Source organism: Hydrogenophaga sp. T2 (assembly GCF_049843535.1).
In the GTDB taxonomy this organism is placed as follows: Bacteria; Pseudomonadota; Gammaproteobacteria; order Burkholderiales; family Burkholderiaceae_C; genus Hydrogenophaga; species Hydrogenophaga crocea.
Genome location: NZ_JBBHZJ010000011.1, coordinates 1 through 12,722 on the forward strand (window position 1 = coordinate 1; position 12,722 = coordinate 12,722).

13 protein-coding genes and 3 tRNA genes are annotated in these 12,722 nt (G+C 70.8%); 4 read left to right on the forward strand and 12 right to left on the reverse strand.

The genetic code is table 11. The features are described from left to right. Positions 1-52 precede the first annotated feature (52 nt). The 10 genes from WDZ95_RS21085 to trpE form a co-directional block, all read right to left on the reverse strand. Positions 53-127: transfer RNA gene (locus WDZ95_RS21085), tRNA-Thr, on the reverse strand. A gap of 57 nt (positions 128-184) precedes the next feature. Next, positions 185-258, reverse strand: a tRNA-Gly gene (locus tag WDZ95_RS21090). Positions 259-287: 29 nt separating this feature from the next. Continuing rightward, positions 288-373: transfer RNA gene (locus WDZ95_RS21095), tRNA-Tyr, on the reverse strand. Positions 374-429: 56 nt separating this feature from the next. Next, a complete protein-coding gene (locus WDZ95_RS21100; RefSeq protein ID WP_425781419.1) occupies positions 430-1,119 on the reverse strand; it encodes a uracil-DNA glycosylase in 690 nt (229 codons plus the stop codon). Beyond that, complete coding sequence (gene trpC, locus WDZ95_RS21105; protein WP_425781420.1) at positions 1,116-1,916, reverse strand: indole-3-glycerol phosphate synthase TrpC; 801 nt, start codon at positions 1,914-1,916, stop codon at positions 1,116-1,118. Before trpC ends, WDZ95_RS21100 begins: the two co-directional genes overlap by 4 nt. Positions 1,917-1,926: 10 nt before the next feature. Further along, complete coding sequence (gene trpD, locus WDZ95_RS21110; protein WP_425781422.1) at positions 1,927-2,976, reverse strand: anthranilate phosphoribosyltransferase; 1,050 nt, start codon at positions 2,974-2,976, stop codon at positions 1,927-1,929. Positions 2,977-2,987: 11 nt separating this feature from the next. Further along, complete coding sequence (locus WDZ95_RS21115; RefSeq protein ID WP_425781424.1) at positions 2,988-3,644, reverse strand: LysE family translocator; 657 nt, start codon at positions 3,642-3,644, stop codon at positions 2,988-2,990. A 13-nt stretch (positions 3,645-3,657) separates the two neighbouring features. Beyond that, positions 3,658-4,734, reverse strand: a complete 1,077-nt coding sequence (gene ltaE, locus WDZ95_RS21120; RefSeq protein WP_425781426.1) for a low-specificity L-threonine aldolase — start codon at positions 4,732-4,734, stop codon at positions 3,658-3,660. Then, positions 4,731-5,324, reverse strand: a complete 594-nt coding sequence (locus tag WDZ95_RS21125) for an anthranilate synthase component II (RefSeq protein ID WP_425781428.1) — start codon at positions 5,322-5,324, stop codon at positions 4,731-4,733. The genes ltaE and WDZ95_RS21125 overlap by 4 nt, the downstream gene beginning before the upstream one ends. Further along, positions 5,321-6,820 carry an anthranilate synthase component I gene (trpE, locus tag WDZ95_RS21130; protein ID WP_166229663.1) on the reverse strand — a complete coding sequence of 500 codons (1,500 nt, stop codon included), beginning with the start codon at positions 6,818-6,820 and terminating at the stop codon, positions 5,321-5,323. The genes WDZ95_RS21125 and trpE overlap by 4 nt, the downstream gene beginning before the upstream one ends. A gap of 387 nt (positions 6,821-7,207) precedes the next feature. On the opposite strand from trpE, the gene WDZ95_RS21135 reads away from it, so the two are divergent. Next, on the forward strand, positions 7,208-7,816 hold the full coding sequence (locus tag WDZ95_RS21135) for a chalcone isomerase family protein (protein WP_425781430.1): 609 nt from the start codon (positions 7,208-7,210) through the stop codon (positions 7,814-7,816). Between the two features lie 6 nt (positions 7,817-7,822). Here WDZ95_RS21135 and WDZ95_RS21140 read toward each other — a convergent pair whose 3' ends face one another. Continuing rightward, positions 7,823-8,494, reverse strand: coding sequence for a phosphoglycolate phosphatase (locus tag WDZ95_RS21140; protein ID WP_425781432.1), 672 nt, complete (start codon positions 8,492-8,494; stop codon positions 7,823-7,825). Then, positions 8,491-9,168, reverse strand: coding sequence for a ribulose-phosphate 3-epimerase (gene rpe, locus WDZ95_RS21145; protein ID WP_166229657.1), 678 nt, complete (start codon positions 9,166-9,168; stop codon positions 8,491-8,493). The genes WDZ95_RS21140 and rpe overlap by 4 nt, the downstream gene beginning before the upstream one ends. Before the next feature lie 90 nt (positions 9,169-9,258). Here rpe and apaG point away from each other — a divergent pair, with 90 nt between their 5' ends. Genes apaG through thiL form a run of 3 tightly spaced genes read left to right on the forward strand, consistent with a single transcriptional unit; the run spans position 9,259 to position 12,622 of the window. Beyond that, positions 9,259-9,654, forward strand: a complete 396-nt coding sequence (apaG, locus tag WDZ95_RS21150; RefSeq protein WP_425781434.1) for a Co2+/Mg2+ efflux protein ApaG — start codon at positions 9,259-9,261, stop codon at positions 9,652-9,654. Between the two features lie 20 nt (positions 9,655-9,674). Next, the gene (locus tag WDZ95_RS21155) at positions 9,675-11,645 is read left to right on the forward strand and encodes a site-specific recombinase (RefSeq protein WP_425781586.1); all 1,971 of its coding nucleotides are present in this window, start codon (positions 9,675-9,677) and stop codon (positions 11,643-11,645) included. A gap of 8 nt (positions 11,646-11,653) precedes the next feature. Next, on the forward strand, positions 11,654-12,622 hold the full coding sequence (gene thiL / locus WDZ95_RS21160) for a thiamine-phosphate kinase (RefSeq protein ID WP_425781436.1): 969 nt from the start codon (positions 11,654-11,656) through the stop codon (positions 12,620-12,622). The last annotated feature ends 100 nt before the right edge of the window (positions 12,623-12,722 follow it).

The following is a 12,722-nucleotide window of genomic DNA, read 5'->3' on the forward strand; positions in this document are numbered from 1 at the left end:
TTTTCAGCTCCAAAAACGAAATTGCCGAAATACCGATCAACGATCAAGCAACTGGTGCCCATGGCGGGAATCGGACCCGCGACCTCTCCCTTACCAAGGGAGTGCTCTACCACTGAGCCACATGGGCGAAGCACCGGGCACGCGCCCGATGCTCGAAAACCATTCAAACAACACCCGGCCGACATGGAGCGGGAGACGGGAATCGAACCCGCGTCATCAGCTTGGAAGGCTGGGGTTCTACCATTGAACTACTCCCGCCCGGGCTGACATGCCATTCGGATCGCGCTTGGTGGAGGAGGCTGGATTCGAACCAGCGTAGGCGTAAGCCAACAGATTTACAGTCTGCCCCCTTTAGCCACTCGGGCACCCCTCCGTAGCGCAGCCGACGATTATGCCATGGAAAAATGTCGGTCGGCCAGATCCCGCACGTTACCAATCGATCGCGGGCCGTCCCTGCCCCGTCAGCCACTGGTTGACCAGGCCGAAATGCCCGCAGCCGATGAAGGGCACAGGCCCGCGGCGCGCCGACAAGGGCGAGGGGTGGTTGGCCATGAAGACGCGGTGCTGGCCGCTAACGAGCGAGGCCTTCTTCTGGGCGTGCGCGCCCCAGAGCAGAAAGGCGGTGGGCGTTGGCTGCCCGGCCACCCGGGCGATGATCGCATCAGTGAGTGCTTCCCAACCCTGGCCGGCATGGCTGGCGGGCTTTCCGTCTTCGACCGTGAGGCAGGTGTTGAGCAGCAAAACGCCCTGTTCGGCCCAGTGCCCGAGCGAGCCGCTCAGGGGCGGCTGCAGCCCCAGATCGCGATGGCGCTCGACGAAGATGTTGCGCAGGCTCGGCGGAAAGGGCACACCGGGCGCCACGGAGAACGCCAGCCCCTCGGCCTGCCCCGGGCCGTGGTACGGGTCCTGGCCCAGGATGACCACGCGCACCGCCTCGGGCGGCGTGAGCGCGAGGGCCCTCAACGGCTCGGGCGGGTAGATGGTGGCGCCCTGCTGCAGCCGCTGCTGCAGGAAGTGCATGAGCGCCTGGCCGCGCGGCGAGGCGAAGAAGGCGGCCACGTCCGGCGCCCAGCCCGGGGCCACCGGCCAGCGCGCGGGATCCGCGTGCGTCAGCCTCATGCGAACAGTTCGGCCAGCGCCATGCCGGGCTCGTCGGCGCGCATGAAGGCCTCGCCCACCAGAAAGGCGTTCACGCCGGCCGCGCGCAGGGTCTGCACGTCGGCGCGCGCGAGGATGCCCGACTCGGTCACGAGCAGCCGGTCGGCCGGCAGCTGGGGCAGCAGGCCCAGCGTGGTGTCGAGCGAGACCTCGAAGGTGCGCAGGTTGCGGTTGTTCACGCCCACCAGCGGCGTCTTGAGCTTGAGCGCGCGCTGCAGTTCATCACCATCGTGCACTTCCACCAGCACCGCCATGTCGAGCGAGCGTGCGATGGCCTCGAACTCGGCCATCTGCGCGTCGTCGAGGCAGGCCGCGATCAGCAGGATGGCGTCGGCGCCCATCGCGCGCGCCTCATAGACCTGGTAGGCGTCGACCAGGAAATCCTTTCGCAGCACGGGCAGGTCGCAGCTCGCGCGCGCCTGCTTGAGGAAATCGGGCGAACCCTGGAAGTACTGGCGGTCGGTGAGCACCGACAGGCAGGCCGCGCTGACCTTGCCGTCGCCATCGGCGTAGCTCTGCGCGATGTCGGCGGGAATGAAGTTCTCGCGCAGCACGCCTTTGCTCGGGCTGGCCTTTTTGACCTCGGCGATCACCGCGGCCTGGCCCGCCGCGATCTTGGCGCGCAGCGCGCCCACGAAATCGCGCGTGAGCACGCGGCTCTCGGCGTCGGCCCGCACCACATCGAGCGGCTTCTTCTTCTTCGCGGCGGCCACCTCCTCGCGCTTGGTGGCCACGATCTTGTTCAGGATGTCGCTCATGGTCGCTCCCTCACGCGGCCGCGAAGGCCTTGAGCTGCTCGAGCTTGGCCAGGGCCGCGCCCGATTCGAGCGTGCGGCGCGCCAGCGCAATGCCCGCCCCGATGTCGGTGACGACGTTGGCCGCGTACAGCGCCACGCCCGCGTTGAGCACCACGATCTCGCTCGCGGCCTTGAGGGCCGGATCGTCGCGGCGTTCGAGCACGCCGAGCAGCATGGCGCGTGAGGCCTCGGGCGTTTCCACGCGCAGCGCTCGGCTGCCCGCCATGGTCATGCCGAAGTCCTCGGGGTGGATCTCGTATTCGACGATCTCGCCGTTGCGCAGCTCGCCCACCATGGTGGCCGCGCCCAGCGAGACCTCGTCCATGCCGTCGCGGCCGTACACCACGAGCGCATGCTCCGCGCCCAGGCGCTGCAGCGCGCGCACCTGGATGCCCACGAGGTCGGGGTGGAACACACCCATGAGGATGTTGGGCGCCGAGGCCGGGTTGGTGAGCGGCCCCAGGATGTTGAAGATGGTCTTGATGCCCAGCTCGCGCCGCACCGGCGCGACGTTCTTCATGGCCGGGTGGTGGTTGGGCGCGAACATGAAGCCCACGCCCACCTGCTCGATGCAGCGCGCGATCTGCTCGGGCGTCAGGTTGATGTTCACGCCCAGGCTTTCGAGCACGTCGGCGCTGCCGCTCTTGCTCGACACGCTGCGCCCGCCGTGCTTGCTCACGCGCGCGCCCGCGGCCGCGGCCACGAACATGCTGCAGGTCGAGATGTTGAAGGTGTGCGAGCCGTCGCCGCCCGTGCCCACGATGTCGACCAGGTGGGTTTTGTCGGCCACGTGCACCTTGGTGGAGAACTCGCGCATCACCTGCGCGGCCGCGGTGATCTCGCCGATGGTTTCCTTCTTGACGCGCAGGCCGGTGATGAGCGCGGCCATCATCACGGGCGACATCTCACCGCCCATGATGAGGCGCATGAGGTGAAGCATCTCGTCGTGGAAGATCTCGCGGTGCTCGATGGTGCGCTGCAGGGCCTCCTGCGGCGTGATGTGGTGGATGCGTTGGACCATGCGACGTCTCCTCAGGGTTTCGTGGGGTGATCGGCGAGCGCCAGGCGCAGGCCGAAGCCGATGAACATCAGACCGGCGGCGCGGTCCATCCAGCCCATGGCGCGCTGCAGCGCGTGCACGCGCCGCGCGGCCCAGGCCGCGAGCCAGGCGTAGCCGAGGTTGATCGGCAACGAGTTCAGGTTGAACAGCACGCCGAGCCACAGAAAGGCGAGCGCGGGGTGTGCGGCGTCGGGCCGGATGAACTGCGGCACGAAGGCCAGGAAGAACAGCGCCACCTTGGGATTGAGCACGTTGGTGAGGAAGCCGCGGCGCCAGATGGCCCAGAGGTCGAGGCGCGCGGGGGCCTCGGGCGCAGCGGCGGCATTCAGGTCCAGCCGCCCGCCGCGCGAAAAGAGCAGCTTCACACCCATCCACAGCAGGTAGGCGGCGCCGACCCACTTCACCAGGGTGAACGCGGTGGCCGAGGTCGCGAGCAGCGCGCTCAGGCCGGCGGCCGCCGCGAACACGTGCACGAAGCAGCCGGCCACGATGCCCAGCGCGGCCGCGGTGCCCGCGCGCACACCGCTGCGCAGGCCGTGGCTCACGATGTAGAGCACATCGGGCCCCGGCGTGAGGTTGAGCAGCCAGCCGGCCGCGATGAACAGGAGCAGTTGCGGCAGCTCGGGCATGGCGCGCTCCGGCTCAGTAGACGGCGGGGCCGCGCGCCTGCACGGCGCCTTGGGGCACGGCCTGGTCGAAGAACGCGCGCGCGCTCGCGATGGCGCGGTCGATGCCGGCCGCGTCCACGCCCAGGTGGGTCACGAAGCGCACGCCGATCAGGCCGGTGGCGAGCACGCCATCGCGCTGCAGGTGCGCGAGCAGGTCGGGGCCGCGGCCGTTGGCCACGTCGACGAACACGATGTTGGTCTGCGCCGAACGCACGCGCAGGCCGTCGATACCCGCCAGGCCGTGCGCCAGGCGCTGCGCGAGCGCGTGGTCGTCGGCCAGCCGGTGCACGTGGTGGTCGAGGGCGTGCGAGGCCGCGGCCGCGAGCAGGCCGGCCTGGCGCAGGCCGCCGCCCACCATCTTGCGCCAGCGGCGCGCGCGCTCGATGAGTTCGCGCGGACCACACAGCGCCGAGCCCACGGGCGCGCCCAGGCCCTTGCTGAAACACACGGACACGCTGTCGAACAGGTCGGTGATGGCGCGCAGCGCCGCGAACGGGTCACCGCCCGGGCCCGCGTTGTGCACGGCCGCGTTGAACACGCGCGCGCCGTCGAGGTGCACCGCCAGGCCGTGTCGGCGCGCGAGCGCGGTCATCTCGCGCAGGTAGGCCTCGGGCATCACGTGCCCGTTCCAGGTGTTCTCCAGGCAGAGCAGCCGCGTGCGCGCGAAGTGCGGGTCGTCGGGCTTGATTGCGGCCTCGACCTCGGCGGGCTTCATGAGGCCTTGCGCGTCCTGCGCGAGCGGCTGCGGCTGGATGCTGCCCAGCACCGCGGCGCCGCCGCCTTCGTAGCGGTAGGTGTGGGCGTTCTGGCCCACGATGTATTCGTCGCCGCGACCGCAGTGGGCCATCATGCCGCAGAGGTTGCTCTGGGTGCCGCTGCTCATGAACAGCGCGGCCTCCTTGCCGGTGAGCGCAGCGATCTGCTCCTGCAGCGCGTTCACCGAGGGGTCGTCGCCGAACACGTCGTCGCCCAGCGGCGCGGCCATCATGGCCTCGCGCATGGCGGGGGTGGGCTGGGTGACGGTGTCGCTGCGCAGATCGACGGTGTTCATGCAACCTGCTCCAGGAAGTTGCGCAGCATGGCGTGGCCGTGTTCGGTGAGGATGCTCTCGGGGTGGAACTGCACGCCTTCGATGGCCAGGGTCTTGTGCTTCACGCCCATGATCTCGCCGTCGTCGGTCCAGGCCGTCACCTCGAGCTCGGGCGGGCAGTCGGCGCGGCGGATCGCGAGCGAGTGGTAGCGGTTCACGGTGAAGCGCTCGGGCAGGCCCGCGAACACGCCGCGCTGCGTGGTGGTGATCTCGCTGGTCTTGCCGTGCATGAGCTGCTGCGCGCGCACGATGGTGCCGCCGAAGGCCGCGCCGATGCTCTGGTGGCCCAGGCACACGCCCAGGATGGGCAGCTTGCCCGCGAAGTGGCGGATGGCCGGCACCGAGATGCCGGCCTCGGCCGGCGAGCACGGGCCGGGCGAGATCACCAGCCGGTCCATGCGGCCCGCGTCGAGCCGGGCCTGCAGCTCATCGACCGTGACCTCGTCGTTGCGCACCACGGTCACCTCGGCGCCGAGCTCGCCCAGGTACTGCACGATGTTGAAGGTGAAGGAGTCGTAGTTGTCCACCATCAGGACCTTGATCGCGCTCATTCCAGACCCTCCTCGACCAGTTCGGCCGCGCGCAGCAGCGCGCGCGCCTTGTGCTCCGTTTCGCGCCACTCCATCTCGGGCACCGAATCGGCGACCACGCCGGCCGCGGCCTGCACGTACAGCGTCTGGTCCTTCACGATCGCGGTGCGGATCGCGATCGCCACGTCCATGTCGCCCGCGTAGCTCAGGTAGCCGCAGGCGCCGCCGTAGATGCCGCGCTTGACCGGCTCGAGCCGGTCGATGAGCTCCATGGCGTGCACCTTGGGCGCGCCCGTGAGCGTGCCCGCGGGGAAGGTGGCCTTGAGCACGTCCATGTTGGTCATGCCGTCGTTGAGGATGCCCTCGACGTTGCTCACGATGTGCATCACGTGGCTGTAGCGCTCGACCACGAAGGCCTCGGTGACCTTCACGCTGCCGGTCTTCGCGATGCGGCCGATGTCGTTGCGCGCGAGGTCGATCAGCATCACGTGCTCGGCGCGCTCCTTGGGGTCGTTGACCAGCTCGACCTCGGTGGCCTTGTCCTTCTCGGGCGTGGCGCCGCGCGGGCGCGTGCCCGCGAGCGGGCGGATGGTGACCTTCTGCCCCTCGTCGGTGTGCTCCTGGCGCACCAGGATCTCCGGACTCGCCCCCACCACGTGAAAGTCGCCGAAGTGGTAGTAGTACATGTAGGGCGAGGGGTTGAGCGAGCGCAGCGCGCGGTACAGCGACAGCGGCGACTCGGTGTAGCGCTTCTGGATGCGCTGGCCCACCTGCACCTGCATGAAATCGCCCGCGGCGATCAGCTCTTTCGCGCGCTCCACCGCGGCGAGGTAGTCGGCCTTGGCAAAGCCGCGCTCGGCCGGGTGCGCCTGCGTGGCCTTCACCTGTGGCGCGCTCACCGAGTACTTGAGCGATTCCTTGAGCTCGCGCAGCCGCTTCTTGGCGTTGCTGTAGGCCTCGGGCTGGCCCGGGTCGGCGTAGACGATGAGGTAGAGCTTGCCCGACAGGTTGTCGATGACCGCGAGCTCCTCGCACTGCAGCAGCAGGATGTCGGGGCAGCCCAGGGTGTCGGGCGGGCAGCTGTGCTCGAGCTTCTTCTCGATGTGGCGCACCGCGTCGTAGCCGAAATAGCCGGCCAGGCCGCCGCAAAAGCGCGGCAGGCCGGGCCGCAGCGCCACCTTGAAGCGCTGCTGGTAGGCGGCGATGAAGTCGAGCGGGTTGCCGCGGTTCGTCTCCACCACCTCGCCGTCGCGCACCACCTCGGTCTTCGCGTCGGCACCGAAGCCGCTGGCGCGCAGCAGGGTGCGCGCGGGCAGGCCGATGAAGCTGTAGCGGCCGAAGCGCTCGCCGCCCACCACCGATTCGAGCAGGAAGCTGTGGCGGCCGTCGCCGCGACCGTGCGCGAGCTTGAGGTACAGGGAGAGCGGGGTTTCGAGGTCGGCGAAGGCCTCGAGCATCAGCGGGATGCGGTTGTAGCCCTGCTGGGTGAGGCTCTTGAATTCGAGTTCGGTGATCATGTTCGTTCCATCCGTCCGGGGCCACGGAGGCGCTGCGCGCAGCGGGTGGGCCGGGGGTTCCTGTCGGTCCGGCAGGCGCGCTGCCGGGGGGCGTTGCGGGGAAGCGCGGCGCTCAGGCGCCCGGCCGGTCCCCGCGGGGGGAGGTGTGCACGTTCAGGCTGGCTTGCGCCAGGGCCAGGCTCCCCCGCCGAAATGGCGCGGCTGCGAGCCGAGGGTGAGCGTGCAGGGACGAAACATGGTGGCGCACTATAACAAAGCACCGCGACAGGCCGATAAGCCTGTTCACCGCCGCGCGCGCCTCGGGCCTTACCCGCTGGTCAAGCCCGAAAGGCGCCAGGACAATGCAGGAAATCGAACGACCGTTCACTTCTGGAGGCGAACCCGACCATGGTGCCCAACCCCCTCTCCCCGCTGCGCGCGCTGGTCCTTGGCGGCGCGCTGCTGGCCAGCCTGCCCGCGCTGGCCGCCCCCGTGGAGCTCGCCGGCGTGACGCTGCAGGATCGCGCCACGGTCGGCGGCAGCCCGCTGGTGCTCAACGGCGCGGGCGTGCGCTACAAGGCGGTGTTCCAGGTCTACACGGCCGGGCTCTACCTGACGGCCAAGGCCACCACGACCGAGGGCGTGCTGGGCACGGCCGGGCCCAAGCGCATCACCATCACCATGCTGCGCGACATCGACGCCACCGAGCTCGGCAAGCTGTTCTCGCGCGGCATCGAGGACAACATGGACCGCGCGGCGTTTTCCAAGCTGATCCCGGGCGTGCTGCGCATGAGCCAGATCTTTGCCGCCCACAAGAAGCTCAACAAGGGCGACACCTTCACCGTCGACTGGCTGCCCGGCACGGGCACGGTGCTCACCGTGCGCGGCCAGATCGAGGGTGAGCCCTTCAAGGAGCCCGAGTTCTACGATGCGCTGCTGCGCATCTGGCTCGGCCCCAAGCCGGCCGACTGGCAGCTCAAGGACGCGCTGCTGGGCGTGGGCAAGAAGCAGCCCTGAGCGCGTTCAGGCGATCAGCGCCTCGAGCTCGGCGAGCGAATCGATGAGCCGGTCGTGCGGGGCGTGTGCGATCGGCTCGCCGTGGTTGTAGCCGTAGCGCACCAGCACCACCGGGCAGCCGGCGGCGCGCGCGGCCTGCGCGTCGTTGAGCGAATCGCCCACCATCAGCGTGTTCGCAGGCGCGGTGCCCAGCGCGCGGCAGGTCTCGATCAGGGGCAGCGGGTCGGGCTTGCTGCGCGCGAAGCTGTCGCCGCCGAACACCTGCCGGAAGTGCCCGGCCAGGCCCTTGCGCACCAGCAGCTCGCGCGCGAAGGCCAGCGGCTTGTTGGTGAGGCAGGCCAGCGGCAGGCCACGCGCGGCCAGCGCCGCCAGGCCCTCGGCCACGCCCGGGTAGACCGCGCTGTGCCGGCCGTTGACCGCCTGGTAATGCGCCTGGTAGCGGGTCCAGGCCCGATCGAGCAGCGCCTGCGCGGCCCCGGCGTCGAGCCCGCCGTGCTGCAGCGCCGAGCGGATCAGGTGCATCGAGCCCTTGCCCACCATGCGCTCGATGTCGGCGCGCGTCACCGGGGGGCGCGCGAGGTCGGCCAGGGTGCGGTTGAGGGCGGCGTCGAAGTCGCCGAGCGTGTCGACCAGGGTGCCGTCGAGGTCGATCATGACGGCCTGGATGCGCCCGATCATCCGAGCGCCGCGCGCATCTGGTCGATCACGGCCTTGTAGTCGGGCTTGCCGAAGATCGCGCTGCCGGCCACGAAGGTGTCGGCGCCCGCGTCGGCCACGCGGCGGATGTTGTCGGGCTTTATGCCGCCGTCGACCTCGAGGCGGATGTCCTTGCCGCTGGCCTCGATGCGCTTGCGCGCCTGCTCGATCTTGCGCAGCGCCGAGTCGATGAAGCCCTGGCCGCCGAAGCCCGGGTTCACGCTCATGATCAGGATCAGGTCGATGTCGTCGATCAGCCAGTCGAGCACGTCGAGCGGCGCGCCGGGGTTGAAGGTGAGGCCGGCCTTGAGGCCGCGCGCCTTGATGGCCTGCACGCTGCGGTGCACGTGGGTGCTCGCATCGGGATGGAAGCTGATGAGGTCGGCGCCGGCGTCGGCGAAGGCCTGGGCCAGCGCGTCCACGGGCTGCACCATCAGGTGCACGTCGATCGGGGCCGGCGTGCCGTCGGGCTTCTTCGCGTGCGGCTTGAGCGCCTGGCACACCATGGGGCCGAAGGTGAGGTTGGGCACGTAATGGTTGTCCATCACGTCGAAGTGGATCCAGTCGGCACCCGCGGCGACGACGTGGCGGACCTCCTCGCCCAGGCGGGCGAAGTCGGCCGAGAGGATGGACGGTGCGATGCGGAAGGTGGTCATGGCGGGGCGGTTCGGGAAGCGGGGTTCGGGCTCGGCGCGCATTGTCTCAGGCCGGGCTCGGAAAGGCGGGCCGCAGGTAACATGCCGTCCATGCCCAAGCACCTCTTCACCTGCGAGGCGGAGCCCCAGTACCTCAGCGAGCAGTCCGCGCCCGAGGAAGACCTCTACGCCTTCGCGTACACCATCACCATCACCAACGCCGGCGAGGTCACGGCCCAGCTGATCGCGCGCCACTGGATCATCGAAGACGCCCATGGCCAGACCGAAGAGGTGAAAGGCCTGGGCGTGGTGGGCCACCAGCCGTTGCTGCGGCCCGGCGAGTCGTTCCAGTACACCAGCGGCACGCGGCTGCGCACGCCCAGGGGCAGCATGCGCGGCAGCTTCTTCTGCGTGGGCGAGGACGGCGAACGCTTCGAGGCACCGGTGCCCGAGTTCGCGCTGCGCGCCGACGGCGGCATGGACACCCCGCCGCGCGTGCTGCACTGAGCACCCGGCCGATGCCCCGCATGGACCTGCAGCAGTTGCTCGACGGGCTCGCGCCCGAGGCCCCGCTGGCCCAGCGCCACCTCTGGCTCATGGACGCCCTGGCCTGGGTGCGCGGCGACGCGGCCGAGGTGGCCACCAGCGTCGAGCGCGTGCGCGCCTTCGTCTCGGCGCTGGAAGCCGACCCGGCGCTGCGCGAGCGCTGGCACCGCTGGCTGCGCGCCTTCATCGCCACGGTCGACCTCACGCCCCTGCTGGCCGATTTCGGCTTCGCCCCGCGCACCGCCTTCCTGAGCGAATTCGGCCACCGGCTGCGCCGCAAGCTGCTGCCCGGCACGCCCGAGACGCGCGACCTCGCTGACCTGTTCTCGCTGCTGCTGCCCACGCGCTTCGACGTGCGCTGGATCAAGGCGCTCGACACCACCACGCTGCAGCGCCTGGGCGCCACGCTGCCCGGGCAGGCCGAGCCGGTTTGGAACGACGCGCTGATGGATGCTCTCACCTGCTGCGTGAGCCAGGTCAGCGCCACCGGCTTCGCGGCCGAGATCCGCATCCGCATGTCCGACGAGGCCCGCGCCGCGCGGCCTTTCCACGAGCTGCCCTCGACCTTCGAAGCGCTGCGCCGCGAGGTGCGCGTGCACGGCCCGCGCAGCGAAGAGGCCGCGCAGGCCGCCGAACGCCTGCGCGAGCAGCTCGACGCCTGCCGCCACGCGGCCTACTCGGTCTACCACCACCTCGAAGAGCACGGCATCTCGGTGGGCATCGTGTTCCGGCTGCGCCAGTTGCGCGAGCGCATCGTGCGCATCAAGCAGTTGCTCGACTGCCTGCTCGCGAGCGAATCGGGCCGCGCCAACGCCGCGCTGCTCGGCGATCTGGCGCAGGTCGGCATCGAAAACCGCAGCCTGCGCGCGCTGATCGCCAGCAGCTCGCACCTCACGGCCGCCAAGGTGGCCGAGCGCAGCGCCGAGAGCGGCGAGCACTACATCACGCGCAACGCCGCCGAGTACAAGGAGATGCTGGGCAAGGCCGCGGGCGGCGGCTTCATCATCGCCTTCACCACCTGGATCAAGTTCGCGCTCTACGGCCTGGGCCTGTCGGCCTTCTGGGGCGGCTTCGCGGCCGGCTTCAACTACGCGGCCTGCTTCGTGCTGGTGATGCTGCTGCACTGGACCGTGGCCACCAAGCAGCCCGCGGTCACCGCGCCGGCCATGGTCGCCAAGCTCAAGGACATCAAGGCCACGGGCGCGGTGCGGCGTTTCGTCGACGAGATCGCCCACCTGTTCCGCTCGCAGATCGCGGCCATCCTGGGCAACATCGGCATGGTCATTCCCACCGTGCTGCTGATCAGCGCACTGCTGCAGTTCTTCCGGGGCGAAGCCATCATCGGCCCCGAGAAGGCCATGCACGTGATGCACGACCTGCACCTGCTCGGCCCCACGCTGTTCTTCGCGGCCTTCACCGGCGTGCTGCTGTTCGCCAGCAGCATCGTCGCGGGCTGGGTCGAGAACTGGTTCGTGCTGCACAACCTCGACTCGGCGATCGCCCACAACCCGCGCTTCACGCGCGTGCTCGGCCGCGTGCGCGCGGCGCGCTGGGCCGCCTGGCTGCGCGCCAACATGTCGGGCCTGGCGGCCAACATCTCGCTGGGTTTCATGCTCGGCCTGGTGCCGGCGTTCGCGCAGTTCTTCGGCCTGGGGCTCGACGTGCGCCACGTCACCCTGTCCGCGGGACAGCTCACCGCGGCCGGCTTCGCCATCGGCCTGGAGGTGCTGCGCATGCCCGAGTTCTGGTGGGCCGCGGCCTCGGTGCTCTTCATCGGCCCGCTCAACCTCACGGTGAGCTTCTACCTCGCCTTCCGCCTCGCGCTGCAGGCGCAGGCGGTCAGCACCACCAACCGCCAGGTGATCGGCGCGGCCATCCGCCGCCGGCTGCGCGCTGCGCCGCTGTCCTTCCTGGTGCCGCCGCGCGTGCCCCCGGCCGCCAGCGCGGCCTGAGGCCGCGCATGGGCGAGTTCGAACTCATCGCGCGCCACTTCACGCGCCCCGCGCCGGCCCCCGAAGCGGTGGTGCTCGGCGTGGGCGACGACTGCGCGCTGCTGCGGCCCACGCCGGGCCACCTGCTCGCCATCAGCACCGACATGCTGGTCGAAGGCCGGCACTTCTTCGCGGGCGCCGAGCCCGAGGCGCTGGGCCACAAGGCGCTGGCGGTGAACCTGTCGGACCTCGCGGCCATGGGCGCGCGGCCACTGGGCTTCACGCTGGCGCTCGCCCTGCCCGCGGCCGACGAGGCCTGGCTCGCGGCCTTCGCGCGCGGCCTGTTCGCGCTGGCCGACGCGCACGCCTGCCCGCTGGTCGGCGGCGATACCACGCGCGGCCCGCTCAACCTGTGCATCACCGTGTTCGGCGAACGGCGCCCCGGCCAGGCGCTGCGCCGCGATGCCGCGCGCGCGGGCGACGAGCTCTGGCTCAGCGGCCGCACCGGCGAGGCGCGGCTGGCGCTCGCGCTGCGCCGCGGCGAAGCCTGGGCGCGCGGCGAACCGGCCGCGGTGGCCGACCGCATGGACCGCCCCACGCCGCGCCTCGCGCTCGGCCAGGCCCTGGCCGCGACCCCGGGCGTGCACGCCGCGCTCGACGTGAGCGACGGCCTGGCGGGCGACATCGGCCACATCCTCAAAGCCAGCGGCGTGGGCGCCGAGATCGAGGCCGACGCGCTGCCCGTGGCGCCCGCGCTGCTGGCGCTGGACCGGCCGCACCGGCTCGACTGCCTGCTCGCGGGCGGCGACGACTACGAGCTGCTGTTCACCGCCGACCCGGCCGCGCACGCCGCCGTGCGCGCAGCGGGCGCACAGACCGGCGTGGCGGTGACGCGCATCGGCCGCATCACGGCCGCGCCGGGGCTGCGCGTGCTCGATGCGCAGCGCCAGGCCGTGCCGCTGCGCACGCGCGGCTTCGACCACTTCGCGGCCGACTGACGCGTTGACTGACGCGCCGCGCGGCGGCTGTCGCGCAGGTGCCTGCCGGTGTCGATGGCAGGCAACACCCGCGCAGGCCGAGGCGTCGCCAACGGGTGCG